Source organism: Allorhizobium paknamense (assembly GCF_030815125.1).
GTDB classification, from domain to species: domain Bacteria; phylum Pseudomonadota; class Alphaproteobacteria; order Rhizobiales; family Rhizobiaceae; genus Allorhizobium; species Allorhizobium paknamense.
In genome coordinates this window covers 391,381-417,722 of the sequence record NZ_JAUSWH010000001.1, presented here as the reverse complement: position 1 = coordinate 417,722, position 26,342 = coordinate 391,381, and the positions used below count along the sequence as shown (strand labels likewise).

Here is a 26,342-nt window from a genome sequence, read left to right as displayed (position 1 = left end):
ATGAGTTCCGAGCAGAATACCCCGCAAGTAAAAACCGCCAATCAGCGTGGCGCAGCAAGGCTTGCCGCCGTGCAGGCACTTTATCAGATGGATATCGGCGGCAGCGGCGTGCTGGAAGTCGTGGCCGAATATGAAGCGCACCGCCTCGGCCAGGAACTGGATGGCGAAACCTATCTCAAGGCCGATGCTTCCTGGTTCCGCTCCATCGTCTCCGGCGTGGTGCGTGACCAGACGAAGATCGACCCGCTGATCCGCTCTGTCCTGCAAGACGACTGGTCGCTGTCGCGCATCGACAGCACTGTCCGCGCCATCCTGCGCGCCGGCACCTTCGAGCTTCTGGAGCGCAAGGACGTGCCCGTTGCGGTGATCGTCACGGAATATATGGAAATCGCCCAGGCCTTCTTTTCGGAAGATGAGCCGAAGCTCGTCAATGCGGTCCTTGACCGGATTGCCAAGCAGGTGCGTGCCGCCGCGCCCAAGACGTAAAGGATCGTGCGATGGATGCTGCGCTTACTCTGGACGGACAGTTGCAGTCCGCGAAGCGCAACATCGCCTTTCTGACCGCAGCACAGGCGCTGCTCGGCTCTGTCGCACCGCTCTCCTTTTCCGTCGGCGGTCTTGCCGGTTATGCGCTGCTGGGTGAGGAAAAATCTCTCGCCACGGCACCCCTTACCGGCTTCAATCTCGGCGTGGCGCTCGGCGCTGTCGTCGTGGCGGTGACCGCCCGCTTTCTTGGCCGCAAGGCCGGTTTCATTCTGGGCGCCGGATTTGCCGCCACCGGTGGCCTGCTCGCGGCGCTGGCGCTGTTTCGCCAGGATTTCTGGCTCTTCGCCTCAGGCCTGCTGCTGATTGGTCTTTCCAGCGGCTTTACCCAGAAGATCCGCTTTGCCGCCGCCGATGCCTCGCCGAGCTTTTACAAGCCCAAGGCGATTTCCTGGATCCTTGCTGGCGGTATCGTCTCGGCCATTCTCGGCCCGCAACTGGCGATCTGGCTGAAGGATGCCTTCGCGCCGGTGCTGTTTGCCGGAGCCTTTCTCGGTCTCGTACCGCTTGCAGCGCTTGCAGCCATCGTTCTGTCCTTTCTCAAGCTGCCGCAGAAGCAGTTGGGAGGTGGCGATGCAGCGCTTGCCGCACGGCCGCTCACGGAAATCGTGCTGACGCGAAAATTTCTGACCGGCATGATTTGCGGCATCTCCACCTATGCCCTGATGACCTTCATGATGACGGGCGCGCCGCTGGCCATGGTGATCGGCTGCAATTTGCCCGCCGATATGGCGACGCTTGGCATTCAGTGGCATGTGATTGCCATGTTCGCGCCGAGCTTTTTCACCGGCATGGTGATTGCCCGCTTCGGCGCGGAGCGGGTGGTCGGCTGCGGGCTTGTCATTCTCATGGCATGCGCGGTGGTGGCGCATGCGGGCGTGGAGCTATGGAATTTCTGGGGCGCGTTGGTGTTGCTTGGCATCGGCTGGAATTTCGGCTTCATTGGCGCGACAGCCATCGTGGCCGCAAGCTACCGCCCGGCAGAGGCGGACAAGGTGCAGGGCTTCCACGATATCTTTCTGTTCGGCACCGTTGCGCTCTCGTCCTTTTCCTCCGGCAAGGTCTTTACCGCCTATGGCTGGTCGGTGATGAATCTGGCGATCTGGCCGGTGACGATCCTGTGCCTTGGCCTGATTCTCCTGCAATTGCGCGCTGAAGGCCGAAAATCCTGAACGGCTGAATGGCGGCAGTGTTCCTCCTGTCCAGGCCTTTCTGCGATAATTTCTTAACATTCCCTCAATGACTTGACGCCGCCCTTCAACAGGGCGCAGTCTGCCGCTTGCGCTTTGGAGGAGGCGCTGGTTTCGGTTTTGTCGCCATCGCCCAGAAACCGAAGCTCGCAGCATGGGCGAATCATGTTTGTGAGGGAGAGAGGAATGGCAGTTTTGACAGGCGTAATCCTATGCGGCCTGGTGTCGGTGGCCTATGCCATCTGGGCCACAAGGGCGGTTCTGGCGGCCGATCAGGGCACGCCGCGCATGCAGGAAATCGCAGGCTATATCCGCGAAGGGGCGCAGGCCTATCTGGCGCGGCAATATCTCACCATCGCCGTGGTTGGCGCCGTGGTTTTCGTCGCGGCCTGGCTTCTTCTATCCGGTGAGGCAGCCATCGGCTTCCTGATCGGCGCGGTGCTCTCAGGTGCCGCCGGTTTCATCGGCATGCATGTCTCCGTCCGCGCCAATGTGCGCACGGCGCAAGCCTCCGCGCAAAGCCTGTCTGCGGGGCTCGACATTGCCTTCAAATCCGGGGCCATCACCGGCATGCTGGTGGCAGGCCTGGCGCTGCTCGGCGTCTCCCTCTACTACCTCGTGCTGACGGCGGGGCTTGGCCATGCTCCCGGCTCGCGCGACGTGATCGATGCGCTGGTGGCGCTCGGTTTCGGCGCTTCGCTCATTTCCATCTTCGCCCGTCTCGGCGGCGGTATCTTCACCAAGGGGGCCGATGTCGGCGGCGATCTGGTCGGCAAGGTCGAGGCCGGTATTCCCGAGGACGATCCGCGCAATCCGGCCACCATTGCCGATAATGTCGGCGACAATGTCGGCGACTGCGCCGGCATGGCTGCCGATCTTTTTGAAACCTATGCGGTTTCGGTGGTCGCCACCATGGTGCTGGCGGCCATTTTCTTTGCCGGTTCGGCCATTCTCGAACAGGCGATGATCTTTCCGCTCGCCATTTGCGGAGCCTGCGTGCTGACCTCGATCATCGGCACCTTTTTCGTCAAGCTCGGCGTCAATGGTTCCATCATGGGCGCCCTTTACAAGGGGCTGATCGTCACGGGGCTGCTGTCCATCGGCGGGCTGGCGCTGGCCACCCAGGTTACGGTCGGCTGGGGAGAGATCGGTACGGTGGCGGGCATGCGCATCACCGGCACCAATCTCTTCGCCTGCGGAATTCTCGGCCTCGTGGTCACCGCGCTGATCGTGGTGATCACCGAATACTATACCGGAACCAACAAGCGTCCGGTCAATTCCATCGCCCAGGCATCCGTTACCGGTCACGGTACCAATGTCATCCAGGGTCTGGCGGTTTCCCTTGAGTCAACCGCGCTTCCGGCGCTGGTGATCGTCGGCGGCATTATTGCCACCTATCAGTTGGCGGGTCTTTTCGGTACGGCCATTGCCGTGACCACCATGCTGGGGCTGGCGGGGATGATCGTCGCGCTCGATGCTTTCGGCCCCGTCACCGACAATGCCGGTGGCATCGCGGAGATGGCGCATCTTCCCCCGGAGGTCAGAAAATCCACCGATGCGCTGGATGCCGTGGGCAATACCACCAAAGCCGTAACCAAGGGCTATGCCATCGGTTCCGCCGGTCTCGGCGCGCTGGTGCTGTTTGCGGCCTATTCCAACGACCTGCAATATTTTGCCGCCAACGGACAGACCTATCCCTATTTTGCCGATGTCGGCGAGATTTCCTTCAGCCTCGCCAATCCCTATGTCGTGGCCGGGCTGATCTTCGGCGGCCTCATTCCCTATCTCTTCGGCGGCATTGCCATGACCGCCGTGGGCCGGGCAGGGGGTGCCGTGGTGGAAGAGGTTCGCCGCCAGTTCCGCGAGAAGCCGGGCATCATGGAAGGCCGTGACAAGCCGGATTATGGCCGTGCCGTGGATATGCTCACAAGGGCGGCGATCCGCGAAATGATCCTGCCCTCGCTTCTGCCGGTGCTGGCGCCGGTCGTCGTTTATTTCGGCGTGTTGCTGGTGTCCGGCTCCAAGGCCTCGGCCTTTGCGGCACTGGGGGCGTCGCTGCTCGGCGTCATTATCAACGGGCTGTTCGTCGCCATTTCCATGACCTCCGGTGGCGGTGCCTGGGACAATGCGAAGAAGAGCTTCGAGGATGGTTTCGTCGACAAGGACGGCACGCGCCATCTGAAGGGGTCCGAGGCGCACAAGGCTTCCGTTACCGGCGATACCGTGGGCGATCCCTACAAGGATACGGCAGGCCCGGCGGTCAATCCCGCCATCAAGATCACCAATATCGTGGCCTTGCTGCTCTTGGCGATCCTGGCCGGATGACATGAAAAAACCCGCGGCAGAAAAGCCGCGGGTTTTTTTTGGGGCAATTGTTAGCGGGCTTACTTGAAGCCCAGCATGTTGCGCACGCTGTTGGCTGCGCTGCCTGCGCCGCCGGAGAGGATTTGCTGCAGGAAGGTGAGATCCTTGCCGCCCGTCGGGGTGGTGCGGGAAATCATGTCGAAGACCTTGCCATCCTTCAGCGTGTAGTTGGCGCGCTGTGCAACGGTGCCATCCTTGCTGAAATAGATCGCCAGAACCTGCTGGTCCACCAGTTGCGGCTTCATGAACGCCACGGGGCGCTTGCGGGTCTGGGAGATATAGTAGAACACCTCGCCGTCGAAGGTGGCGGTGGTGGATGGCGTGCCGAGCGTCAGGAGCACCTGTTCGCGGCTGGAGCCGGTTGGCACCAGGGCAAGAGCCTTTTCATCGATGATATAGCCGTTGTGATAGACTTCCCCGGTGGGCAGCACATTGGCCGTGGTGCAGCCGGAAAGGCCAGCCGCAATCATGACCGTGGCCGCCGCCATGCCGCGAAGAGCGGGACGGCCGGATCGACGCGGAGCAGATCTTTGATCGCCTGGAGTGTTTTCGCGTGTTTCCGGACGGAAAACCGGTTCCCACTTTTCCTGGAAACAGGCTAGCATCGGATTTTCCCGGACATCGGCCCCCAACCCCTGGTCCGATGCGCACGCGCCCGGCCGCAAATACCGTCTCTTCAAGGATGCGTCTCCCATCATATTCTCTGTCTTTGGCCGTTCGCCCAGTCGTTCCGCCGTCATGGCCATATCATTGTGGCCTTTCCGGGGACATGCCGCGGGCTTTTCAAGCTTCCCTGCACCGGATTTTGCGCATCCCGCCGTTTTCCCCGGTGGAGCCTGCAGGGCAGGAGGCCTGAAACCGATTGCAATTCGTGACTGCTTCGGTAAACCAGCTTTCGAAATCATGCAACATCGGCAAAGTGCCGCGTGCAAGTAAACCGACAAGGTTTTGGGGATGATATTCGGCCTTTTCCGGCAGCGGAAGAACAATCGCGCCATCATTGACCGGCAATACGCCACACTGACGGCGGCGGCGCGCCAGCCTGCCTTCTATGCGGCGCTTGATGTGCCGGATACGGTGATGGGCCGCTTTGAAATGCTGTCGCTGGTGATGATTCTCTATTTCCGGCGCACGGCGCGGTGCGAGAGAAGCGGTCAGGAAGTGGCACAGGCCATTGTCGACGCCTTCTTCGAGGATATCGATCATTCGCTGCGGGAACTGGGGATTGGCGATCAATCGGTGCCGAAACGCATGAAGAAACTGGCGGGAATGTTTTACGGACGCCTTGAAACCTATGGCAAGGCTCTCGATTTAGGGGACAGGACTGCCCTTGCCGCAGCTTTGAGGCGCAATATCCATCCTGAGCGGACGGATGCCCCGGACATGGCCCTGCTGGCCGGCTGGGCGCTTGAAGCGGAAGAGCGGTTGCGCGATAGCGCCGAAGAGGCCGTGCTGACGGGAGCCATCGACATTGTCCCGCCGTCACAGGAACAGGTTCAATCATGAAGATACACGAGCGGGGCGAAGACGCGCCCTTTTCCTACCCGGTCAAGGTCGGGCACATTTCCGCCAATCCGGTGCAGGTGCATGTGGAGGCCAACGAGGCCGAGCGGCAGGGCCTGGCAAAGCTCTGGCGGGTGCTGGCGGTCAAGTCGCTCAAGGCGGACTTGAAGATTTCGCGCTGGAAAAGGGACGGGGTGCGCATCAAGGGCACCGTGGAAGCAGAGATCGAGCAGGCCTGTGTGGTGACGCTTGAGCCGGTCGCCTCTTCCATTCGCGAAGACTTGGAGCAGGTCTATGTGCCGGAAGGCTCGAAGCTTTCCCGGTTGATGACCGAGGGGCAGGGCGAAATGGTGCTGGACCCGGACGGGCCCGACCTGCCGGAATCCTTCAGCGGCGACAGCATCGATGCCGGCGTGCTGGTCAGCGAATTTGCGGCGCTGGCCATCGATCCCTATCCGCGCAAGCCGGGAGTTGAATTTTCCGGCCATTCGGAAGATACCGGCGCGGAAGTCATACGACCGTCGCCATTTGCCGTCTTAAAGGACTGGAAAAAAGACTAGCAGTCGTGGTGGAAGGTCTGGCGTGGCCCAAAATGGATCACGGCGCGCTTTGACGGGAAAGTCCGGGGGCTTGAATACGGGAGCCATATTGTCTCTCAGGGTAAAACCGGTATTTTTGCCGGAATTTCGCCCCCGGTGAAAAAGAAGGAATAAAGGACGCGTGGTCAAGATTTCTCTCGATGTGATGGGGGGCGATGTCGGTCCCGAGGTTGTCATTCCCGGTGCCGCCAAGGCGCTGGAGCGGCATCCCGAGATCAGCTTCGTTCTGTTTGGCCAGAAGGCGCGCTGTGAGGCGCTCATTGCGCGTTATCCCAAGCTGAAGGAGCGCTCCGTCTTTCACGATTGCGAAGTGGCCGTCGGCATGGATGAGAAGCCGAGCCAGGCGCTGCGCCGTGGCCGCTACGTTTCCAGCATGTGGCGGTCCATCGAGGCTGTGAAGACCGGCCAGGCCGATGTCGCCGTCTCCGCCGGCAATACCGGGGCGCTGATGGCCATGGCAAAATTCTGCCTGCGCACCATGGCGAATATCGAACGGCCTGCCATCGCTGCCATCTGGCCGACATTGAAGGGTGAGAGCATCGTGCTCGATGTCGGCGCCACGATCGGCGCAGATGCCCAGCAGCTTCTCGATTTCGCAGTCATGGGCGGCGCCATGGCCCGGGCGCTGTTCGAGATCGAGCGTCCGTTGATCGGGCTGCTCAATGTCGGCGTCGAGGAGGTAAAGGGCCAGGAAGAGGTGCGCGAGGCGGGGCGGATGATCCGTGAGGCAGGCCTCGATACGCTCAATTATTTCGGTTTCGTCGAGGGAGACGATCTCGGCAAGGGCACGGTGGACGTGGTGGTGACCGAAGGCTTCACCGGCAATATCGCGCTGAAGACGGCGGAAGGTACGGCCCGGCAGATCGCCACCTATCTGCGCTCCGCCATGTCGCGCAGCCTGCTCTCCAAGATCGGCTATTTCTTCGCCAAGGGCGCGTTCGATCTGCTCAGGGAAAAGATGGATCCACGCAAGGTCAATGGTGGGGTTTTTCTGGGGTTGAACGGAATTGTGATCAAGAGCCATGGTGGCACCGACGCCGAGGGTTTCGCCGCGGCAATCGAGGTTGGCTATGACATGGCGCGGAACGGCCTGACGCAGAAGATCGAAAACGATCTGAAGCTCTACCATGCCCGTTTTCCCTCCAGTGTCGGCCCTGAAGCAGCTTGATGGATAGGATAGGAAAATGATTCGTTCAGTCGTGCGTGGATTCGGCTCCGCTCTTCCGCAGCGTGTGGTGACAAACAAGGAGCTGGAATCGCGCGTCGAAACCTCCGACGAGTGGATCGTCCAGCGCACCGGCATCAAGCAGCGCTATATCGCGGGCGAGGGGGAAACCACCGCCTCGCTTGGCGCCGATGCCGCAAAGGCCGCGCTCGACAAGGCCGGTCTTACCGTTGCCGATATCGATCTCATCATCTGCGCCACCTCCACGCCGGATAATACCTTTCCGGCCACGGCGGTGAACATTCAGGCGCGGCTCGGCATGACCCATGGTTTTGCCTTCGACGTGCAGGCCGTCTGCACCGGCTTCGTCTATGCCGTGACCACGGCGGATGCCTATATTCGCGGTGGCTTGGCCAAACGGGCGCTGGTGATCGGCGCCGAGACCTTTTCCCGCATTCTCGACTGGAATGATCGCACCACCTGCGTGCTCTTCGGCGACGGCGCAGGCGCCATCGTGCTGGAAGCCCAGGAGGGTCAGGGCCTGACGGCGGATCGCGGCGTGCTTTCGGCCCGGCTGCGCTCCGACGGTTCGCACAAGGACAAGCTCTATGTCGACGGCGGCCCTTCGACCACCGGCACGGTGGGACATCTGCGCATGGAAGGCCGCGAGGTTTTCAAGCATGCCGTGGGCATGATCACCGATGTCATCGAGGAATCCTTCTCCTCCTCCGGCCTTTCGGCGGAGCAGGTCAACTGGCTGGTGCCGCACCAGGCCAATCTGCGCATCATCGACGGCGCGGCCAAGAAGCTCAATATTCCCATGGACAAGGTGGTGGTGACCGTGGACAAGCACGGCAATACATCGGCCGCCTCCATTCCGCTGGCGCTGGCAACGGCAGCTGCCGACGGGCGTATCAAGCAGGGTGATCTCATCCTTCTGGAAGCCATGGGCGGCGGTTTTACCTGGGGTGCGGTGCTGCTGCGCTGGTAAAGCCGTAAAAACAAGTTGTTAGAAGAGCTTGACCGCAAAGGGCTCTATCAATACTCTCTCACGTTAACGATCAGAAGGATAATTGGACGGGATGCGATGGCTGGGAAAACAGTAACGCGGGCGGATCTGGCGGAATCGGTCTTTCGAAAGGTTGGCCTGTCTCGGACCGAGTCGGCGGAACTCGTGGAAACCGTCATCGACGAAATCTGCAACGCAATCGTTCGCGGGGAAACGGTCAAGCTTTCATCCTTCGCCACCTTCCAGGTGCGCAGCAAGAATGAGCGCATTGGCCGCAACCCGAAAACCGGCGAGGAAGTGCCGATTTCGCCGCGCAAGGTCATGACCTTCAAGGCCTCCAACGTTCTCAAGCAGCGTATCCTCAGATCGCATCTGGCCCGTAAGGCCAAGCAGAAGCCGCAGAACCCCGCCGGTTGATGCTACGTGCTTTAGGTTGTTGTTTTAACGCTTGTCGTTATCGCAAAACCGCTGGACACTTTTGCGCGACATGCTCCAGCTTTGATTGAAGAATCGGATTTGGCCGAAAGCCGGGTCCGATTTTCGGTCAGGCGCCCTATGCGGCAGTGATACGGAGAGTCATTGAAGATAACTCTCCGTATTCGCTTTTCGAATATCTCAAGCCCCTGATGCATTTGAGATATTCGAAATTCTTTCAAGGCGAGGATGCTTGAGCATCTTCGAGCCTTGGTATGAGTTGTGATCTTGCCTCAGAAGAGGCTTGAATTCTCTTTAACAAGCCTTTGAAATGGTAGCGATCCGGATTCGAGAGATTCGGTGCTGCCTTTTTGAGGAGTTTGCCTTGGACAAGAGCCCGGATGCTTTCCGCACGATCAGCGAAGTGGCGGATGATCTCGATCTGCCGCAGCATGTGCTGCGCTTCTGGGAAACCCGTTTTCCGCAGATCAAGCCGCTGAAGCGCGGCGGTGGCCGGCGCTATTATCGGCCGGATGATGTCGAACTGTTGAAGGGCATCCGGCATCTGCTCTATGATCACGGCTATACGATCAAGGGCGTTCAGAAGCTTCTCAAGACCAATGGCAATAAATTCGTGATGGCGGTCGCCACCGGCGATGTGGCCACGATGGAAGCGCTGGTGGCGGCGGGTCAGTCGCATGGTGACGATCCCAAGCTTGGCGATGACGATCAGGTCGTCGGCCAGCCCAAGGCGCGCGCCAGCCGCTTTTTCGGCTTTGGCGGCGGCGATGACGATATTCCGGAAGTGTCGCTGGGCAAGGGGTCGATCAACAAGGAGGACAGGGCTCTTTTGCAGGAGACCCTGTTCGATCTGTTGGAATGCAAGCGCCTGCTGGATCAGGTGCGGTAGAGCATTGTTCCGAGGAAAGGCGGAACCGGTTTTCCTGGAAATGCTCTGCAAACGCAACGGCGCACCCCTTGGTTGAAAAAATTTTCTTTTGTCAATTTTTTCGACCGGCATCTTTCAATATATGTTCGAAAGTGCTAACAAAACCGTGACCGCAACGGCGCGGTGATTTTGGCACGCCTGGACCATTTAGGTCCGGCCAAGCTTTTCCGGACACCATGACCAAAGACGCAACCATTGCCGTGGCGGCTGACGCGCCATCCTCTTGCCGTGCCTGCAATTCTCGTCTCTCGGGCCTGTGTGCCACCCTTTCGATCGAGGAATTAGTGGGGCTCAGCAGATATTCAGCCCGCCGCCGTTTGGAGCCGGGAGAGGAGATCATCGGGCAGGGAGAGATGATTCTGACCTGCGGCAACATTTTGAACGGTGTCATCAAGCTTTCGAAGATGACGGCGGATGGCCGTCAGCAGATCGTCGGCCTGCAATTTGCACCGCATTTCCTGGGCAGGTTGTTTGCCGAGCAAAGCGGTCTGACGGCGGAGGCGGCGGTGGAAAGCTATGTCTGCTCTTTTCCGCGCACGGCCGTTCACAAGGTTCTGGGGGATAATCCGGATTTTGAGCGTAAGCTGCACGAGCAGTCGCTTGCAGAGCTGGATCAGGCACAGGAATGGATGCTGACGCTGGGCCGCAAATCGGCTCTGGAGAAGGTAGCGAGCTTTCTGGTGCTGGTGGCCACCGAGATCGATCAGCGTGAAAGTTTCAGCACCAGTTTCGACCTGCCACTGACACGGCTGGATATTGCGGATTTTCTAGGGCTCACCATTGAAACGGTCAGCCGCCAACTCACGAAATTGCGTAAGGAAAAAATAATCACGCTTTCCGGCACTCGCCACGTGAACATTTCGGCGCCGAAGCAGTTAATGCGTCTGGCCGACAATGGAGATTACCTCAAATAAGGGTGAGGCAACACGGGCTACTCCATCGAGCCCGTGCCGGGATTGTAACGCTTGCCGCCCATCTGGCGGGTGAGGTCGATGATCTCGTCAACATCATCCAGCCCGCTATCGGCGAGGCGGTGCGCAAGGTCCAGTGCGTTCTCCAAGGCTTCCGGAGAAGTCATGAAGTCCTGGAAGGTTTTTAATCGGTCTGCTGCTTCCGCAGCCACGCGGTCTGGTGTCATGATCTCCCCAACATCTTCTGCGGCTTTCTAAGAATTTTATAGGGTTGCCGCTCTCCCACCGCCCGGCGTTGGACGGTCTGCCCCAAAACGTGTTGGCGATATTTCAACCTCGCTTTTCACGTCTCAGGTCCTGGTTCTGCTTGCATGCCATCATCGCAAGCCGCTGCACACTTCTGTCAGCGAGCTAAGCCAAGCTGTCTCCGCCTTTGGAGTCGCCGATTACGAACCCTGAAAATCGGCTTAAAAGAACTGTTCCAAAGGTACCAAAAAAAGTCGAAATTGATACCCCTAAAAAAATGGGGTATTTCAAAATTTCTTGAAGGGTTGCAGATGGCTTGTTCAATGGTTCGGACGGCGAACCATCCTGTGGAATCAGACAGATGCGGCTCATTGCCTGCGCGCATGCGGACATTTTCAGCGCATGCGTTGATGCGAGGTTAAAGCAACATTGCTTCACCCTATAAGCAATCATAGCACGTCCTTGGTCCTCAATTATGACGAAAAGGAAAAAACTAGGAATTTCTGATTTTTTCGCGCTAAAATGGTATGGTTCTGGATATCTGCTACCGTTGGCGCCGCCCTGAAGAGCAAATATCAAATGCGCTCCGCTGGAGCATTTCCGGTAAAAGTGGAAACCGGGTTTCCCTTCGCAAAGGCGTGGACACAAGGATCTAGGGTCAAAACTCAATAAGGATGGGTGTTCTGTTGAACGGGATGGGATTGAATGGCCGCGAACAAGCGCAAGGCAAGGCCCTGAGGCCTTGTCGAGCATTGTTCGCAATCAGGCTGCCCATCCCGCTCAACCCTTCGGGCAAGGCGTATTTTGCGCCTGCGGGCGTCGGAAAGGTTTGAAAATGATCGGCATTTCCTGCACCTTTCCTCCTACTCAGACACAAAATACGCCTTGCAGAACACCCATCCTGATTGAGTTTTGACCCTAGAGCACGTCAGCGCCCTCCGGGCAGGGAGGATCGGTCCGTAGGCCCTGCGGGCAGTTTTTCCTCGGTATTCTGCCTGTCTGCGGGAAGTGTGGGGGCGGCTTGGTTGTTTTGGTTGAGGCCATACCAGAGCCCGGCGCAGATCAACAGAACGATGACCATACCCAGCAACGGCAGCAGCGCTTTCTTGTCGTTCATGATCGTTTCTCCCTGTTTTGCCCTGGGGTGTGTCAGACAAACCGCGGTTTACGGCTGCTGTTCCCCGGCAGGTGAGCCACAGCTCTTTCATTTCAGGACTTTGCGTGTTTTTTGACTGCAATCCGTGTTTTTGCCCTTGCGCCGCCTGCGCAAAGACTCTAAGTGAACCTTGCTCTTGGAGCAGGTCGGAGCGTAGCGCAGCCCGGTAGCGCACTTGACTGGGGGTCAAGGGGTCGCTGGTTCAAGTCCAGTCGCTCCGACCATTTCTTCCCCCGTTACCATCTCATTGAATGAAAACGCTTTGTTGTCTCGCAGTTTGAAAATGCGGCGAGTTTTTGCTGTTTCTGTCTTGCGTTCTGTTTTTGTAATGTTATTACATTTCAAGCATGGAAACCGGGTAGGTTTTCCGGCAAACGGTGTAATCACGCTTGACGCCTCGCTCTGCCTTTCTTTAACTGGAAGGTGACGGTTCCCCGACCGCGAGGCGTTGGGGATGAAAAGGGAACACGGTGAGGGCCACCCGCATGGGACCAAGGCCGTGGCTGCCCCCGCAACTGTAAGCGGATTGCCGTCCATCCTCGTGTCCGCAAGGGCATGCCACTGTGCAGACGCCGGTTCGACCGGCCAGCGTGGGAAGGCAGATGGGCGACAGATATTCGTGAGCCAGGAGACCTGCCGTCCAACATAGTCCATCGTCACGGGCGGGGATGCCCGGAACAGGAGCAGATCATGGCTTTTTTCCTTGCCGCGCCAGGGCGCGGTCCAACGTGTTCGTCCATCCCGAGCGATCACGCCTGTTGGCTTTCTCTTGCCTGAGAAGCCGCCTTTCAAATCTTCTTGCAGTCAATTCCAGTCCTGAACCCGCAAGGCGTTCGGGTGCTGCTTTTCCATATCGGGAGACTTCCATGCTATTTCGTGGTTCGCGGCTTTTTTACGCCGTTCTTGCCGCTTCCGGCCTGACCCTTGCCGCGGGCGCGATGCCAGCTTTTGCCGAACAGACCCATTATCCGCTGACGCTCAACAATTGCGGGCGCAGCATTACCATTCAGCACGCGCCGTCTCGCACGGTTTCCATCGGGCAGAGCAGCACGGAAATTCTCTACACGCTCGGTTTGGCGGATAAGGTGGTGGGCACCGCCGTCTGGGTGGGGCCGGTGTTGAAGGGATATGAGGAGGTCAATGCCAGGGTGCCGAGGCTGGCGGATAATGATCCGAGCTTTGAAAGCGTGCTGGCCCGCAAGCCGGATATGGTGACGGTGCAGTTCCAGTGGCATGTCGGTCCGCAGGGGGCGGTGGCCAAGCCGGAGCAGTTTCAGGAGCTTGGCATTCCTGTCTACATCTCGCCATCGGATTGCGTCGGCAAGGAAAACGCCGCCGGAAGCGATGGCGTGCGCCATGACCGCTTTACCATGGACCTGATCTACCAGGAAATCCGCGAGCTTGCGGCCATTTATGACGTCAGCGACCGTGGCGAGCAGGTGGTGGCCGATCTCAAGGCGCGGGAGGCTGCGGCACGCGCCAAGCTCGCCTCTGCCAAGGGCAGGCTGTCCGCTGTGTTCTGGTTCTCCAGCCAGAAGGATGCGGACCCCTATGTGGCTGGCCGCAATGGCGCGCCGGGTTATATCATGGAGGCGCTCGGTTTGAGGAATGTGGTGGAAACCGACGACGAATGGCCCACCGTCGGCTGGGAAACGCTGGCCAAGGCCAATCCCAGCATGATTGTGGCCGCCAGCATGGATCGCCGCCGCTATCCGCTGGACAGTATCGAGGCCAAGCGCGATTTCCTGAAGAAGGATGCCGTCGCCAGCCTGATGCCAGCGGTCAAGGCGGGCCGGGTGTTTGAGATGGATGCGCAGTCCATGAACCCCACCATCCGCACCATTGATGGCATTGAAACCCTTGCCAGCGCCATCGCCGCCTCGGATCTCGGCCAGTGAAGGCGTCAGCAAGCCAGAGCATCAACCGCACCGGCCTTGTCAGAAACAAGGCCGGAGTGACGATCCTGTTGAAATGCGTGCTGGCGATCCTGGTTCTGCTGTGTGCCCTGTGGCTGGGGGCGGCGATTGGTGAAACCTCCATTCCTTTCTCCACCGTCGCCAAGACGGTGGCGAACCGGCTATGGGACGCGGGCTATCCGCTGGAGCCCATCGATGAAGGCATCGTCTGGAGCTACCGCCTGAGCCGCGCCGTGGTGGCGGCCTGCTGTGGCGGGGCGCTGGCGGTATCCGGCGCCGTGTTGCAGGCACTTCTCCGCAATCCGCTGGCCGATCCCTATATTCTCGGGGTTTCGGCAGGCGCTTCGACCGGGGCCGTCTCGGTTGTCATTCTCGGCATCGGCGGTGGGATTATCGGCCTGTCCACCGGTGCCTTTCTGGGCGCGCTGCTGGCCTTCGGCCTTGTCAGCCTGCTGTCGCTGAAGGCGGGCAGGGCGAGCAGCATGATCATTCTGGCCGGGGTGGCGGGCTCCCAGCTTTTCAACGCACTCACCTCCTTCATCGTTGCCAAATCCGCGACGGCGGAGCAGGCGAGGGGCGTGATGTTCTGGCTGCTCGGCAATCTCTCCGGCGTGCGCTGGCCGGATGCGGGACTTGCGGTTCCTGCGGCGCTGATCGGCCTGGTCATCTGCCTCACGCAGGCGCGGGCGCTGGATGCTTTCACCTTCGGGCGCGATTCCGCGGCCTCGCTTGGCATTTCCGTGCGGCGCACCGCCGCGCTGCTGATTGCCGCCTCGGCAATGATGACCTCCGTCATGGTCTCCCTCGTCGGGGCCATCGGCTTTGTCGGGCTGGTCATTCCCCATGCGGCGCGGTTGCTGGTCGGGTTTCGCCACGGGGCCTTGCTGCCGGTATCGGCGCTGATCGGCGCGGTGTTCATGATCCTTGCCGATATTCTCTCGCGCATCGTCATTCCCGGTCAGGTTCTGCCGATCGGCGTGGTGACCGCACTGGTCGGGGCACCAGCCTTTGCCATCATTCTCACCCAAAGGAAGGCCAGGTCATGATGCTTTCGGCACGCAATCTTTGCTGGGGCACGGGTGGCCGCACCATTGTCGATCATGTGAGCCTCGATATCCGCCGGGGGGAGTTTTTCGGCATTATCGGCCCGAACGGTTCGGGCAAGACCAGCCTGATGGCCTTGTTGGCCGGGCTGCGCCGCCCGCAGGCAGGCGAGGTGTTGCTGGAGGGGATGCCGCTTGCCGTGCTTTCTCCCCGCGCCATTGCCTGCAAGCTGGCACTGGTGGAGCAGCAGGCCGAGACCGGCGAACGCCTGACGGCCCGGCAGGCGGTGGAATTGGGTCGCACTCCCCATCTTGGGCCGTTATCGCCCTGGTCCAGTGCTGACGATGCGGTGGTGGAGGCCGCGCTGGAGGCTGTCGATATGGCGCCGCTTGCCGCCCGCGCCTGGCACACATTGTCCGGCGGGGAGCGGCAGCGCCTGCATATTGCCCGGGCCCTTGCCCAGCAGCCGCAGGTGCTTTTGATGGACGAACCCACCAACCATCTCGATATCGGCCATCAGCTTGGCCTTCTCGATCTGGTCAAGCAACAGTCGCTCCAGCATCGGACCGAAAAGTGCCAAGCGGTTTTCGGAGAAATCCGATGCGAAAACGAGGGCTCAGAACATCCTGACGATTCTCCTTTTCGGCACGATGCTCTCACCGTGGTGGCGGCGCTGCATGATCTGAACCACGCCGCCATGTTCTGTGACCGGATTGCCGTGATGCATGGTGGTCGGCTGGTGGCGCTTGGCACGCCGGATGCGGTGCTGACACCGGAACTCTTGCGCAAGGTGTTTGCTGTCGAGGCGGAGATTGCACCCTGTGCGCTCGGCGGTGGCCTTGCCATCCGCTATCTGCCGCCGCAATTTTCGAGAACGGCCGGCGCTCACGCGGCAGCCGCCGAATAACCCGACTTTTCGAGAGATCGGTCTTTTCTGCAAGGCTGCTTTTCAAGCGGCCCGGCAATCTTCTGCTCGCAAAGCCAACTTCTTGCCCTATATTGGTTGCAGTGCAGCATGTCCTTGATGAAGCGCAAGCGGTTCCTTGGGGTCGTTTCGCTTCCGGGTGCATGGCGTCTTCATCCATCGCATGCACCCATTCTTGTCAATTTACGTCTATCCTGGAGACTTCACCGTCCCGGATCGGCCCGAAGGACCATCATGCGCTTGAAAATTCCGAAATCCGTCTCCTCCATGATTCGTCAGCAGCGCCAATGGCAGAAGGCCGTGAACAGAGTGGTGCAGCAGGCGGGGCTTGGCCTGGGGCAGGAAGCCGCGAAGCCCAGAGCCAAACCGGCATCCGCCAAACCGGCGCCGCATCTGGAAGAGGTCACCGCCTTTGGCAGCAATCCCGGCCATTTGCGCATGCTGGCCTATGTGCCGCCGGGGCTGAAGCCCGGCGCGGCGCTGGTGGTGGTGCTGCATGGCTGTCAGCAGACGGCGGAGGAGTTCGACAGGGCCAGCGAATGGTCGGTCCTGGCGCGCAAGCATGGCTTTGCGCTGCTCTATCCGGAGCAGCGCCATTCCAACAATCCCAATCTCTGTTTCAACTGGTTTCGCCCAAGCGCCGTGGCCGAAGATCGCGGCGAAATCGGCTCCATCCGCCAGATGATCGATTTCCTGATTGAAACCCATGATCTTTCGCAGACAGCGGTGCATGTCGTGGGGCTGTCAGCCGGTGGCGCCATGGCGGCAGCCCTGCTGTCCGTTTATCCCGAGCGTTTCCGGGCGGGGGCGATCATGGCCGGGCTGCCGTTCGGCGCGGTGCGCGATGCCATGGGTGCGCTCGCCATCATGCGGCAGGCGCCGCAGAAATCCCCGCAGGAATGGGCGGGGCTGGTGCGTCAGGCAAGCCCCGAAACCGTGAACTGGCCGGATATCTCCATCTGGCATGGCACGGCGGATGAGGTGGTGGATATTGGCAATGGTCAGGCGCTGGTCAGCCAGTGGTTAGGGCTGAACGGGCTTGAGGATGTCGCTCCGCAAAGATCGGTGTTTCCCGGCGGCGAGCGGCTGTCCTGGCGCAATGCGCGTGATGATATCAAGGTGGAATATGCCATTCTCGATGGCTTTGCCCATGGCTTTCCGATCAGCCAGAAACAGGAAAGCCAGCCCTTCATGCTGGCTTTTCCGCTGTCGCTTGCCCACCTTCTGGTGGAGCGCTGGGGACTTTCACCGGCGGGACGCAAGGCGGCCTGAGGCCGTCCCTTCTGCCCAATCTTATTTCTGCTCGACCTTGACACCGTCCTGGCCGATGCTGAGTTCCACGCCCTTGGGCTTGGTCTGCTCATGGTAGATATAGGCGCCGAGACCGGCGACGACGACGATAAGCGCGCCGATGATGAGGTAAAGGCCGTTGCTGCGGTTCATGCCTGCTTTTTCTCCTGCTGAGACCTGTTGCCAGAGCAAAATGCGGCAATTTGAAGATTGTTCCATAAAAGCATGTCGCGCAAAAGTGTGCAGCGGTTTTGCGATAACGACATGCGTTAAACCAAGAATGTAAAGCACGTTGCATGAGGCTGATAAGCCGCAACGTGCTTTAGGGTCAAAACTCAATCAGGATGGGTGTTCTGTTGAACGGGATGGGATTGAATGGCCGCGAACAAGCGCAAGGCAAGGCCCTAAGGCCTTGTCGAGCATTGTTCGCAATCAGGCGGCCCATCCCGCTCAACCCTTCGGGCAAGGCGTATTTTGCGCCTGCGGGCGTCGGAAAGGTTTGAAAATGATCGGCATTTCCTGCACCTTTCCTCCTACTCAGACACAAAATACGCCTTGCAGAACACCCATCCTGATTGAGTTTTGACCCTAGAGCCCGACGGCCTGCTTCATGACGGGGTGACCCGGCAGCGTGTCAGTCTCTTCTACCCGCTTTCTCACCACGCGGCCCGGCAGCAGTTCGCCGTAGACTGTCAGGGTTTCCTGAACCATGGTTTCCAGCCGGTAGCCATGGCGGCGGGAAAGCGCGCCTGCGGTCAATCTGGCCCGGATAAGCGGATCGGCAAGCCGCAGCATGGCGCGGCTGAGCGGGCCGGGGTCGTCGCTATTGGCGACAAGGCAGCCATTCACATCATGCTCCAGCACGGTGCTGGCGCCACCCACCTGGGTGAGGATCAGTGGCAGACCGGCCGCTGCCGCCTCCAGCATCACATAGGACATGGCCTCGTAACGGCTGGGCGCAACCAGCGCATCGAAGGCCTGCATGGCGTCGTGACCGGCCATGTCGCTCTGGAGCCGCACCGTCTTTTCCAGCCCCTTGCGGGCAATAAGGCTGCGTAGGTTCGTTTCCATCTCGCCTTGGCCGATCATCAGCAGATGGGCGTTCGGCATGGCGGCCTTCACCTCGGCAAAGGCTTCGATCAACCGCTCCGGTGCTTTTTGGGCCACCAGCCTGCCGACAAAGCCAAACAGGAAATCGTTCTTGTCCAGCCCCAGCCGGGCACGCAAGGCACTGCGGTTCTCCGATGGCGGATAGGCCACGCCGTTGACGACGATGCGCAGCTTTTCCGGCGGGATGCCAAGACTGGCCGCATGGTGAAACTCATCCTGTGAAACACAGATGATCCTGTCGCTCAGAAAACGGCCCAGCATCCGCTCCACCGTGCCGTACAGCCGATGGCCATTGCGGCCAAGGGCCGGGTCCATGGTGCGGAAGGCGTGCGGCGTGTAAACAACCGGCGCATTGCCGAAGCCGCGCCCCAGCCGGGTCAGCGCGCCGGCCTTGGAGCTGTGGCCGTGGATCAGGTCAAAGGCGCCATGCTGGCGGATGATCTGCCGGAGCCCCATCAGGTCCTTCGCATCCCACGGGCCAACGGCGCGGCGCATGGCAAGCGGCACGACCCGGTAGAGGCCAAGCCCGTAAAGCTCCTCGATGAAACGGGTTTCCGCCCTGAGCGGCGAATAGACGGCGGTAACCTGATGACCGGCGCGGGTGAGCCCACCGCACAAATCAATAAAGTGGCGGCCCGAACCGCCGCCGCTCGGTTCCAGCACCTGCAAAAGCCGCAATGCCTCAGTGTCAGCCATGGATCCCCCCGGATAGATTTTGTTGTTGTTGCAGCCTTTGAGCCTGCCGGTCAAAGCGATGCTCTGGTTCTTTGTTTTCGCGTCGGATTTGTCCGAAAACCGGTTCCCGCCTTTCGGCCCGATGCTCCAGCCCCCGGCAGCCCCAGAGAATGCCCAGCAGCAGATAGACGTGGCGCCAGTGATCGATATCGATGACATTGCCGATACCGGCATGGCCGATCAGCACGATCCAGGCGATCATCAGATAGGGTTGCCACGGGCGGTTCCGCAGCAGATGCTTGAAGCCGAAGCAGATGCTCCAGGCCAGCAGCGAGACGAAGCAGGCAAGCCCCAGCCAGCCATAGCTCGTCAGGCATTTCAGCCAGATATTGTGCTCGTCTTCCGGAAAGATCTTGCTGAACACCATGGGGCCGATGCCGAGCGGCTTTTCCATCGACATCAGGAAGCCGATCTGGTGGCGTTCGAACCGGCCGAGATGGCCGCCATCATAATCCTGCACCAACTGGGTGCGGTTGGCGAAAAGGGCGCTGACCTTGTCGAACTGCAGCGCAATCCCCAGCGCCGTCACCATCAGCACGCCTGCAATCAGCGCCAGCATCAGGATTTTCAGGCGGAAGGCCGTGCTGCGCTCCTTGAGCAGCAGGATGAACACCATGGCCACCGCCGAGAACAGAAACAGCGCCCAGGCCGCGCGGGAAAAGGAGAGAAAAATGCCGAAGGCGATGATCAGCAGGCCGAGGATTTTCCAGGGCGCATCCATCAGCCTGCCGGTCAGCACGCCATGCATGAGATAAAGCGCAGGCGCGATCAGGAAGGGGCCGAAAACGTTCGGATCCTTGAAGGCGCCCATGGCGCGGTCGTAGCGGGTGAAAATGTCCGCGCCCGGAAAGGCATGGAAATAGCCGAGAATGCCAAGCGATGCCGTGATGACGGCGGCTGCCGCCCAGGCCTTGAACATCAGTTCCAGCCGCTTCGGCTCGTCCTCGATGATGGCGGCGAAGAACATGGAGGTCAGCGCCAGGAAGGCGGAGATGGCCATGTACATCGGCCCTTCGTCCAGATCGTCCATGACGGTCAGAGACATCAGTCCGCCGACATTGAAGACGAGAAGCAGCACGACCAGCGGCGCCACAGCCCGGGAAATCTTCAGCCCCAGCAGGAACCACAGCGGAATCAGCAGGCCCATGTAAAGCTCATGCGGCGCGGGCTCGTGAATGACGAAGCCCTGCAAAAACACGCCGAACGCCACCGCGCCGTTGCTGATGAGCTTGACCAGCGCCATGCCCGGGCGGAAACTCGCCCGGCTATGATGATCGACGGCGCTCAATAGGCATTTTCCGTATTCATGAGGCGGATGGGGGTCAGCAGCAGGATCTTGAGATCGAACAGCAGGGACCAGTTTTCGATGTAATAGAGGTCGCAGGCCGTGCGGGCCTTGATCTTGTCATCGGTATCCACCTCGCCGCGCCAGCCGCTGATCTGCGCCCAGCCGGTGACGCCCGGTTTGACGCGGTGGCGGGCAAAATAGCCCTCGACAATCTCGCCATAGAGCCGGTCGCGGGTCTGGGCGAGAACTGCATGCGGACGCGGACCGACCAGCGAAAGATCGCCGCGCAGCACGTTGAAGAGTTGCGGCAATTCATCCAGCGAGGTCTTGCGGATGAAGCGGCCAACGGGCGTGACGCGCGGATCGTTTTTCGTCACCGCAAGCTTTGCGGTGGGGTCGCTCATCTCCGTATACATGGAGCGGAATTTCAACACGTTGATGACTTCATTGTTGAAGCCATGGCGGCGCTGCACGAAGAGCACCGGCCCCTTGGAGGTGAATTTTACCGCCAGCGCCGTTGCCACCATCACCGGCCAGAGCAGCAGGATGGCGAGCGTGGCGAAGAACAGGTCAAAAGCGCGCTTGGCCACGGAATCCCAGTCGCGGATCGGCTTGTCCATCAGGTCCAGCATCGGCACTTCGCCGACATGGGAATAGGAGCGGGGCCGGAAACGCAGATTGTTGGCATGGGCCGCCAGCCGGATGTCCACCGGCAACACCCAGAGCTTTTTCAGCAATTGCAGAATGCGATCCTCGGCGCTGATCGGCAGCGAGATGATCAGCATGTCGATGCGGGTGCCGCGGGCAAATTCCACCAGTTCCGCCACGGTGCCGAGCTTGGGATAACCGGCGACGATATTGGGCGAACGGTCGCCGCCGCGATCGTCGAAAATGCCGCAGATGCGGATATCGTTGTCTTCCTGCTGTTCCAGTGCGCGGATCAACTGCTTGGCGGGCTCGCCGCCGCCGACGATGACGGCGCGGCGTTCGATCAGCCCGTTGCGCGTCCAGCGCTTCAGCGCCAGCGCCAGAGCGAAACGGCCAAGGCCGAAGATCAGGCAGGCGGCAAGCCCGGTGCCGGGCAGCCAGGACATCAGAAACGGTGTTGGCGCAAGCACAGGCGTTGTGATGCCCGCCAGCGCAAAGCTCAGCACCAGTGCAATGATGCAGCGTTTGACCGAGCGCAGCGGCTGGCGCAGCGTGGTGATCTGATAGCTGTCCGCCATGTGGCTGAGCAGGCTGTAGCCAAAGGCGATGGCGGCGGCGATGCCCAGTTGCGGTAGAATACCATCGGTTCCCGCAGTGAGAACCAGGCCCAGGATCGTCAGCGCAAGCAACAGCGTGAATTCGAAAATGCCGAGCTGGCCGATCAGCATGGCCGGAGATTTGTGCGTCTCGCGAAACTGGCTGGCAACCCGGTTGGCTGCCGGTGACAGCGTCGTTTCCGCCAGCGTCACGTCGCCCGCCGCTTCCGCGGTTTCCCGCAGTTTGCGGCGCAATTTCGCAACATCCAGAGATTCAAGATTGCTCATGACCGACATCCCTCCGGCAGGGCATGTCACGCAAGAGCGGCGGGCGGTATGGTCAGGTCCGGTAAAGGCGTGCCGCCTTTGCCGGTGTCCATCTGCCTGCTGCGCCTCATGCGCATGACCCGCATGGCCTGAAGCGTGCTTCTCAATCCCGGTTTCCCGAGGCACGCTTCAAGTCTTATTCCTGGGCATGACGTTCCCGCAAAACCGCTGAACACTTTTGCGCGCCATGCATTAGCAAGCCATAGCGGAGAGACGCTAAGAAACACCTAGTTAAAATGGTGGTTTTTTAGTTACCGGCCAAAGCCTGTTACAAAACGGGGCGGGAGGGGGCTTCCCGTTCCTCCGGCATTTGCGATCTGTAAAGCTCCAGCATGTTCGCGGCCATGGTGGCTGCGGAGAAACGCTGATGAAACGCCTCATGCTCTGGCATGGTGCGGGCCTTCCAGCCGGGCGAGGTGAGCGCCTCGGTCATGACGGCAGAGAGCCGGTCGGGATCGTCAGGCGGCACCAGGGCTGCGCTCTCCTTGCCCAACGCTTCCGGAATGCCACCGACGCGGCTGGCAATGACCGACTTTCCAGCCGCCACGGCCTCCAGCACGATATAGGGAAAGGATTCCGCCCGGCTTGGCACCACGACGATATCGGTCAACTGAAACGCTTCCGCAACGCGCATGGCAGGCAAGAGGTGGATGCGCCGCCCGAGGCCGCGCTTTTCGATCATGCCGGCATATCTGTCGCGATCCGGCCCGTCGCCGACGATTACGGCGGAGAGCGGCCTTTCAAGACGGCGTTCCGTGCGCTGAAAGGCATCGATGAAGACATCCGGGCCTTTCAGGTCGCGCAGCATGCCGATGAAGCCGAAATCCACGGCATTGGCGGCGGGCGGCACGGGCGCGAATTCGGCCTCGGCAATGCCGTTATGGATCAGCCGGAAGGTGTGGCGCGGCGGCCCCACCTTGCGCACATAATCCCGCTGCTCATGGGCGCAGACGAAGGCAATACCCTCCGTCTGGCGCTCCAGCAGCCGTTCCAGCGCAAAGATGGCTTCGCCCGCAAGCGTTCGCTTGCGGTAATGCAGACTGCCCCCATGGGGCGAATAGAAGCGGGCAACGCGAGACCCTTGCACCCGCAGCACTGAACCGATGATCCGGGCCAGAGCGCCACCCTTGGCGCCATGACCATGCAGAACATCCGGTCGCAAACTCTTGATCTGGCGATAGCAGGCATGAGCCGCGCCGATATCGCCAAATCCAACCGCCCGCCGGATCGGCAGACGGGTGAGGCCAAGCTTCAGCCTCGGTGTCAGCGCTTCGAAAAGCGCTTGTTCATAAGCCCCGCCCGTCAGGCTGTCGCAGATCACGCCCACCTCATGGCCCGCCGCATCATGCTGCTCCACCAGATCGCGGACATGGCGGAAAATACCGCCAATGGGCGAGCGGAAGCAGTGGATGATGCGAAGCGGGCGGGCTTCCTGCATCAGAACAGCCGTTCACGTACGTAAAGCGTATCTCCCGCCAGGATCGGATCGGTCACCGGCACCCGGCCGGTGGCAATGGTGCCGTTGACCTTGCGCGTCACATCCACGTCCCGCTGGTTGGCACGGCTGGTAAAACCGCCCGCGACCGCCACGGCATTTAGCACCGTCATGCCCGGCACATAGCTGTATTGCCCCGGCTGGCCCACTTCGCCCATGACGAAGATAGACCGGTAGCGATCCACCTCGATGCTGACATCGGGATTGCGCAGATAGCCCTGGCGCAGCTTCTGGGCCAGCGCGTTTTCAAGCTGCGGCAGCGTCAGGCCGCGTGCGGCCACCTGGCCGACAAGCGGAAAGGCAATGTAACCGGCCTGGTCCACGGTATAGGTATTGGTCAGGCTTGCCTGCTCGAAAACGGTGACACGCAGCCGGTCGCCGCTGTCCAGCCGGTAGGGCTGGATGGTCGCCTCATTGAAGACCTTCGGCGCGGGCCGGTAGGTCGAGCAGCCTGCAACGCAAAGGCAAAGCAGGGCGGCAAGTGCCAGAAACAGACGTTTCGCCATGGTTTTGCAGTCGCGCTCCCAGTCAGAATGGGTCTCTTATCGGTGATTATGGTTAACGGAGCGTAAAGTAGCATGCCCGAAGACTGATATTTCTCGAATTAACCCTTGAGTTACCATGTTGATTTACGGTCGCGTTACATTCGGGCGTGCGCTCAGGCGGAGCGCGCGCAAATCACCCATCCTGATTGAGTTTTGACCCTAAAGGAGCGCCGGAATGCCGGTTGGACCGAACACAGCGGATCAGGATGTCGACATCGACTTGGCCCAGCTTCTGCGCGCCGTCTGGCAGCGCAAGGGCAGGGTTGCACTGATCACCTGCCTGATGGCGGGGGCGGCCTTTGCCGGTGCAAGCCTCATCAAGCCGACCTATCGCGCCGAAACCACGGTGCTGATCGAGCCGCGCGCGCCGAATTACGATGCCGAAAACGCAAAATCCGCGGCCTCCGAGCCGGTTCTCGATGAGTTGAATATCGCAAGCCAGGTCCAGCTTTTCCGCTCCGCCGATCTCATCCGGCAGGTGGTGAAGGATCTGAAGCTTTATGAATTGAAGGAATTCGATCCCGATCTGCATCCATCGGCGCTGAGCGACCTGATGGTCATGCTGCATCTGAAGAAGAACCCGCTGGAGTTGAAGCCGGAAGACCGGGTGATCAAGACCTTCCTGGACAAGCTGCAGGTCTATCAGGTGGAAAAATCCCGCGTTATCGGGGTGGAGTTCTCCTCCAAGGATCCGAAGCTGGCGGCGGCCATTCCCAATGCCATGGTCAATGTCTATCTCGCCGTGCAAAGCGGCGCCAAGCTCGACAGCAATGAAGATGCCGCCCGCTGGCTGGAGCCGGAAATCGCCAATCTGCGCCAGAAGGTTGCCGATGCCGAGCAGAAGATCGCCGATTACCGCAAATCCTCCGATCTCATTCCGGCTGGCGATGCCAGTTCCTTCGCCTCGCGGCAACTCAACGATATCTCCGCCGAACTGGTGCGGGTGAGGGCGGATCGCGCCAATGCCGAAGCGCGGCTGGAAAACCTGAAGGCCGCCGTGAAAAGCGGCAGGGCGCCGGATGATCTCGATGTGGTCATGGCCTCGCCCGCCATACAGAGCCTGAAACAGAGCGAGGCGGCGCTGAAGGCGCAGATTTCCGACCTGTCGATCACGCTTCTCGACAATCATCCGCGTCTCAAGGCGCTGAAGGCGCAGCTTGCCAGCATGGAAACGCAAATCCAGACGGAGACGCGCAAGCTGCTCTCCAATGTGGAGAATGACGCCAATATCGCCCGGCTGAAAGAGCAGCAGTTGATGCAGCAGCTTGCGACGATCAAGACCGACACGGCGACGGCGGGTGAGAAGGAAGTGGGGCTGAAGGCGCTGGAGCGCGAAGCTGCCGCGCAGCGGCAATTGCTGGAAACCTATCTGGCTCGCTACCGGGAAGCCTCCAGCCGGATCGATCCCAATGCGACGCCTGCGGATGCGCGGGTGATTTCCCGTGCCATGGAGCCGGGCGAGCCGAACTTTCCCAAGGTTCTCCCCATCACCATCGTCGCTGGTGTGGCGACCTTCGTGGTCAGCACCGTCATCATCATGATTCTGGAACTCTTCAGCGGCAGGGCGTTGAAGCCGGTCGGTCCGGTGCCGCTGCCGGGCCGTGGCCCGATCCGCCGCCGGGAAGAGCCCGAGGTGGAGCCAACGGCCTTCCCGCACGCTCCCGAGCCTGCTCACCGCCCTTTAGAGCCCGCCATTGCCGCCTCGGCTGCAACGGCGCTCGCCGAAGGGGAGAGTACTGACATTAAGTCAGCACCGCTTCCTGCGGAAAGCGAATTTTCGATTGCCTCGGTGGCGCGGTATCTTTCCAAGCGCGGCGTTTCCAAGGCCATTGTTCTGTCGCCCGGCGGCGATGAGGGCTCTGCGGCCACCGTCATGCTGGCGCGCGAGGTGGCGGAAGCCGGGCGCAGCGTCATCCTGATCGATATGACCGGCTCTGCTTGTCCGACCCTGTTGATGGCGGCGCATCCCGATCTGCCGGGCGTGACCGATCTTCTCTGCGGCGATGCCGCCTTTGGCGAGACGATCCACCCGGATCGGCTTTCGCCCGCGCATATCGTGCCGCAGGGCGCAAGCGACATTCGTCAGGCGCTGCGCGGCATCGACCGTCTGTCGATGATTACCGATGCGCTTGCCGATGCCTATGATCTGGTGCTGGTGGAATGCGGGGCCGCAAGTGTAGACAATATCGCCCGGCTGTGCCGTGGCCGCGAGCAGGAAATCATCCTCTCCATACCCGAGCCGCAGGAAGAGGGGCTAGCGGCGCTGATGGAGGCGTTTGACGCCATTGGCCAGAGCGATGTGCTGCTGATGAGCGACAAGGCCGATCTGCCGTCCGACGCGGTGGAGGAGCGCAGTTTCGGTAAGGCGGTATAA

25 protein-coding genes, 1 tRNA gene and 1 riboswitch are annotated in these 26,342 nt (G+C 60.5%); of the genes, 16 read left to right on the top strand and 10 right to left on the bottom strand.

What is annotated here, in order from left to right; translation table 11 throughout:
• From nusB to QO005_RS02010, 3 genes are all read left to right on the top strand, one after another.
• The gene (nusB, locus tag QO005_RS02020) at nucleotides 1-486 is read left to right on the top strand and encodes a transcription antitermination factor NusB (protein WP_307156577.1); all 486 of its coding nucleotides are present in this window, start codon (nucleotides 1-3) and stop codon (nucleotides 484-486) included.
• An 11-nt stretch (nucleotides 487-497) separates the two neighbouring features.
• Nucleotides 498-1,715, top strand: coding sequence for an MFS transporter (locus QO005_RS02015; protein ID WP_307156287.1), 1,218 nt, complete (start codon nucleotides 498-500; stop codon nucleotides 1,713-1,715).
• Between the two features lie 204 nt (nucleotides 1,716-1,919).
• The gene (locus QO005_RS02010) at nucleotides 1,920-4,058 is read left to right on the top strand and encodes a sodium-translocating pyrophosphatase (RefSeq protein ID WP_307156286.1); all 2,139 of its coding nucleotides are present in this window, start codon (nucleotides 1,920-1,922) and stop codon (nucleotides 4,056-4,058) included.
• 59 nt (nucleotides 4,059-4,117) lie between these two features.
• On the opposite strand, the gene QO005_RS02005 is transcribed toward QO005_RS02010, so the two are convergent.
• Entirely contained in the window at nucleotides 4,118-4,585 is a 468-nt protein-coding gene (locus QO005_RS02005) for an outer membrane protein assembly factor BamE (RefSeq protein ID WP_307156576.1), read from the bottom strand.
• Nucleotides 4,586-5,051: 466 nt separating this feature from the next.
• Between QO005_RS02005 and QO005_RS02000 the strand changes: the two genes are divergently transcribed.
• The 7 genes from QO005_RS02000 to QO005_RS01970 all read left to right on the top strand — a co-directional run bounded on the left by QO005_RS02000 (nucleotide 5,052) and on the right by QO005_RS01970 (nucleotide 10,650).
• On the top strand, nucleotides 5,052-5,603 hold the full coding sequence (locus QO005_RS02000) for a ubiquinol-cytochrome C chaperone family protein (RefSeq protein WP_307156285.1): 552 nt from the start codon (nucleotides 5,052-5,054) through the stop codon (nucleotides 5,601-5,603).
• Nucleotides 5,600-6,160 (top strand): YceD family protein, encoded by a 561-nt coding sequence (locus tag QO005_RS01995; RefSeq protein ID WP_307156284.1) that lies wholly within the window; start codon nucleotides 5,600-5,602, stop codon nucleotides 6,158-6,160. The genes QO005_RS02000 and QO005_RS01995 overlap by 4 nt, the downstream gene beginning before the upstream one ends.
• A gap of 160 nt (nucleotides 6,161-6,320) precedes the next feature.
• Nucleotides 6,321-7,367 (top strand): phosphate acyltransferase PlsX, encoded by a 1,047-nt coding sequence (plsX, locus tag QO005_RS01990; protein ID WP_307156283.1) that lies wholly within the window; start codon nucleotides 6,321-6,323, stop codon nucleotides 7,365-7,367.
• Nucleotides 7,368-7,383: 16 nt separating this feature from the next.
• A complete protein-coding gene (locus tag QO005_RS01985) occupies nucleotides 7,384-8,355 on the top strand; it encodes a beta-ketoacyl-ACP synthase III (RefSeq protein WP_307156282.1) in 972 nt (323 codons plus the stop codon).
• A gap of 96 nt (nucleotides 8,356-8,451) precedes the next feature.
• The gene (locus tag QO005_RS01980) at nucleotides 8,452-8,790 is read left to right on the top strand and encodes an integration host factor subunit alpha (protein WP_307156281.1); all 339 of its coding nucleotides are present in this window, start codon (nucleotides 8,452-8,454) and stop codon (nucleotides 8,788-8,790) included.
• A gap of 382 nt (nucleotides 8,791-9,172) precedes the next feature.
• Nucleotides 9,173-9,697: a MerR family transcriptional regulator gene (locus QO005_RS01975; RefSeq protein ID WP_307156280.1), complete on the top strand. Its 525-nt coding sequence runs from the start codon at nucleotides 9,173-9,175 to the stop codon at nucleotides 9,695-9,697.
• Between the two features lie 215 nt (nucleotides 9,698-9,912).
• Complete coding sequence (locus QO005_RS01970; protein ID WP_307156279.1) at nucleotides 9,913-10,650, top strand: helix-turn-helix domain-containing protein; 738 nt, start codon at nucleotides 9,913-9,915, stop codon at nucleotides 10,648-10,650.
• A 17-nt stretch (nucleotides 10,651-10,667) separates the two neighbouring features.
• Here the strand turns inward: QO005_RS01970 and QO005_RS01965 are convergent, their stop codons facing one another.
• The 3 genes from QO005_RS01965 to QO005_RS01955 form a co-directional block, all read right to left on the bottom strand.
• Nucleotides 10,668-10,874: a hypothetical protein gene (locus QO005_RS01965; RefSeq protein ID WP_307156278.1), complete on the bottom strand. Its 207-nt coding sequence runs from the start codon at nucleotides 10,872-10,874 to the stop codon at nucleotides 10,668-10,670.
• 184 nt (nucleotides 10,875-11,058) lie between these two features.
• Nucleotides 11,059-11,472: a hypothetical protein gene (locus QO005_RS01960; protein ID WP_307156277.1), complete on the bottom strand. Its 414-nt coding sequence runs from the start codon at nucleotides 11,470-11,472 to the stop codon at nucleotides 11,059-11,061.
• Nucleotides 11,473-11,821: 349 nt separating this feature from the next.
• Nucleotides 11,822-12,010: a hypothetical protein gene (locus QO005_RS01955; RefSeq protein ID WP_307156276.1), complete on the bottom strand. Its 189-nt coding sequence runs from the start codon at nucleotides 12,008-12,010 to the stop codon at nucleotides 11,822-11,824.
• 186 nt (nucleotides 12,011-12,196) lie between these two features.
• Here QO005_RS01955 and QO005_RS01950 point away from each other — a divergent pair.
• From QO005_RS01950 to QO005_RS01925, 5 genes are all read left to right on the top strand, one after another.
• Nucleotides 12,197-12,273 (top strand) — tRNA-Pro (locus QO005_RS01950).
• A gap of 186 nt (nucleotides 12,274-12,459) precedes the next feature.
• Nucleotides 12,460-12,704, top strand: a riboswitch (cobalamin riboswitch).
• Nucleotides 12,705-12,987: 283 nt separating this feature from the next.
• Entirely contained in the window at nucleotides 12,988-13,947 is a 960-nt protein-coding gene (locus tag QO005_RS01945; RefSeq protein ID WP_307156575.1) for an ABC transporter substrate-binding protein, read from the top strand.
• A gap of 56 nt (nucleotides 13,948-14,003) precedes the next feature.
• Nucleotides 14,004-15,011 (top strand): FecCD family ABC transporter permease, encoded by a 1,008-nt coding sequence (locus tag QO005_RS01940; protein WP_471667930.1) that lies wholly within the window; start codon nucleotides 14,004-14,006, stop codon nucleotides 15,009-15,011.
• Complete coding sequence (locus tag QO005_RS24180) at nucleotides 15,008-15,916, top strand: ABC transporter ATP-binding protein (RefSeq protein WP_370877982.1); 909 nt, start codon at nucleotides 15,008-15,010, stop codon at nucleotides 15,914-15,916. The genes QO005_RS01940 and QO005_RS24180 overlap by 4 nt, the downstream gene beginning before the upstream one ends.
• Nucleotides 15,917-16,168: 252 nt before the next feature.
• A complete protein-coding gene (locus QO005_RS01925) occupies nucleotides 16,169-17,206 on the top strand; it encodes an extracellular catalytic domain type 1 short-chain-length polyhydroxyalkanoate depolymerase (protein ID WP_307156275.1) in 1,038 nt (345 codons plus the stop codon).
• Between the two features lie 21 nt (nucleotides 17,207-17,227).
• On the opposite strand, the gene QO005_RS01920 is transcribed toward QO005_RS01925, so the two are convergent.
• From QO005_RS01920 to QO005_RS01895, 6 genes are all read right to left on the bottom strand, one after another.
• Complete coding sequence (locus QO005_RS01920; RefSeq protein ID WP_307156274.1) at nucleotides 17,228-17,377, bottom strand: hypothetical protein; 150 nt, start codon at nucleotides 17,375-17,377, stop codon at nucleotides 17,228-17,230.
• Between the two features lie 435 nt (nucleotides 17,378-17,812).
• Nucleotides 17,813-19,030, bottom strand: a complete 1,218-nt coding sequence (locus QO005_RS01915) for a glycosyltransferase family 4 protein (RefSeq protein ID WP_307156273.1) — start codon at nucleotides 19,028-19,030, stop codon at nucleotides 17,813-17,815.
• Nucleotides 19,023-20,357: an O-antigen ligase family protein gene (locus QO005_RS01910; RefSeq protein ID WP_307156272.1), complete on the bottom strand. Its 1,335-nt coding sequence runs from the start codon at nucleotides 20,355-20,357 to the stop codon at nucleotides 19,023-19,025. The genes QO005_RS01915 and QO005_RS01910 overlap by 8 nt, the downstream gene beginning before the upstream one ends.
• Nucleotides 20,354-21,898 carry an undecaprenyl-phosphate glucose phosphotransferase gene (locus QO005_RS01905; protein ID WP_307156271.1) on the bottom strand — a complete coding sequence of 515 codons (1,545 nt, stop codon included), beginning with the start codon at nucleotides 21,896-21,898 and terminating at the stop codon, nucleotides 20,354-20,356. The genes QO005_RS01910 and QO005_RS01905 overlap by 4 nt, the downstream gene beginning before the upstream one ends.
• Nucleotides 21,899-22,196: 298 nt before the next feature.
• Nucleotides 22,197-23,366, bottom strand: a complete 1,170-nt coding sequence (locus QO005_RS01900; protein WP_307156270.1) for a glycosyltransferase family 4 protein — start codon at nucleotides 23,364-23,366, stop codon at nucleotides 22,197-22,199.
• Nucleotides 23,366-23,929: a polysaccharide biosynthesis/export family protein gene (locus QO005_RS01895; RefSeq protein ID WP_307156269.1), complete on the bottom strand. Its 564-nt coding sequence runs from the start codon at nucleotides 23,927-23,929 to the stop codon at nucleotides 23,366-23,368. Before QO005_RS01895 ends, QO005_RS01900 begins: the two co-directional genes overlap by 1 nt.
• 214 nt (nucleotides 23,930-24,143) lie before the next feature.
• On the opposite strand from QO005_RS01895, the gene QO005_RS01890 reads away from it, so the two are divergent.
• Entirely contained in the window at nucleotides 24,144-26,342 is a 2,199-nt protein-coding gene (locus QO005_RS01890; RefSeq protein WP_307156268.1) for a GumC family protein, read from the top strand.

What these genes read in the sequence shown, in the direction of transcription:
- QO005_RS01895 (WP_307156269.1), bottom strand. Translation starts at nt 23,929, where the DNA reads ATGGCGAAACGTCTGTTTCTGGCACTTGCCGCCCTGCTTTGCCTTTGC.
- QO005_RS01900 (WP_307156270.1), bottom strand. Translation starts at nt 23,366, where the DNA reads ATGCAGGAAGCCCGCCCGCTTCGCATCATCCACTGCTTCCGCTCGCCC.
- QO005_RS02000 (WP_307156285.1), top strand. Translation starts at nt 5,052, where the DNA reads ATGATATTCGGCCTTTTCCGGCAGCGGAAGAACAATCGCGCCATCATT.
- QO005_RS02010 (WP_307156286.1), top strand. Translation starts at nt 1,920, where the DNA reads ATGGCAGTTTTGACAGGCGTAATCCTATGCGGCCTGGTGTCGGTGGCC.
- QO005_RS01985 (WP_307156282.1), top strand. Translation starts at nt 7,384, where the DNA reads ATGATTCGTTCAGTCGTGCGTGGATTCGGCTCCGCTCTTCCGCAGCGT.
- QO005_RS01970 (WP_307156279.1), top strand. Translation starts at nt 9,913, where the DNA reads ATGACCAAAGACGCAACCATTGCCGTGGCGGCTGACGCGCCATCCTCT.
- QO005_RS24180 (WP_370877982.1), top strand. Translation starts at nt 15,008, where the DNA reads ATGATGCTTTCGGCACGCAATCTTTGCTGGGGCACGGGTGGCCGCACC.
- QO005_RS01915 (WP_307156273.1), bottom strand. Translation starts at nt 19,030, where the DNA reads ATGGCTGACACTGAGGCATTGCGGCTTTTGCAGGTGCTGGAACCGAGC.
- QO005_RS01955 (WP_307156276.1), bottom strand. Translation starts at nt 12,010, where the DNA reads ATGAACGACAAGAAAGCGCTGCTGCCGTTGCTGGGTATGGTCATCGTT.
- QO005_RS02005 (WP_307156576.1), bottom strand. Translation starts at nt 4,585, where the DNA reads ATGGCGGCGGCCACGGTCATGATTGCGGCTGGCCTTTCCGGCTGCACC.
- QO005_RS01945 (WP_307156575.1), top strand. Translation starts at nt 12,988, where the DNA reads ATGCCAGCTTTTGCCGAACAGACCCATTATCCGCTGACGCTCAACAAT.
- QO005_RS01980 (WP_307156281.1), top strand. Translation starts at nt 8,452, where the DNA reads ATGGCTGGGAAAACAGTAACGCGGGCGGATCTGGCGGAATCGGTCTTT.
- QO005_RS01905 (WP_307156271.1), bottom strand. Translation starts at nt 21,898, where the DNA reads ATGTCGGTCATGAGCAATCTTGAATCTCTGGATGTTGCGAAATTGCGC.
- QO005_RS01920 (WP_307156274.1), bottom strand. Translation starts at nt 17,377, where the DNA reads ATGAACCGCAGCAACGGCCTTTACCTCATCATCGGCGCGCTTATCGTC.
- QO005_RS01890 (WP_307156268.1), top strand. Translation starts at nt 24,144, where the DNA reads ATGCCGGTTGGACCGAACACAGCGGATCAGGATGTCGACATCGACTTG.
- QO005_RS02015 (WP_307156287.1), top strand. Translation starts at nt 498, where the DNA reads ATGGATGCTGCGCTTACTCTGGACGGACAGTTGCAGTCCGCGAAGCGC.
- QO005_RS01965 (WP_307156278.1), bottom strand. Translation starts at nt 10,874, where the DNA reads ATGACACCAGACCGCGTGGCTGCGGAAGCAGCAGACCGATTAAAAACC.
- QO005_RS01925 (WP_307156275.1), top strand. Translation starts at nt 16,169, where the DNA reads ATGCGCTTGAAAATTCCGAAATCCGTCTCCTCCATGATTCGTCAGCAG.
- nusB (WP_307156577.1), top strand. Translation starts at nt 1, where the DNA reads ATGAGTTCCGAGCAGAATACCCCGCAAGTAAAAACCGCCAATCAGCGT.
- QO005_RS01995 (WP_307156284.1), top strand. Translation starts at nt 5,600, where the DNA reads ATGAAGATACACGAGCGGGGCGAAGACGCGCCCTTTTCCTACCCGGTC.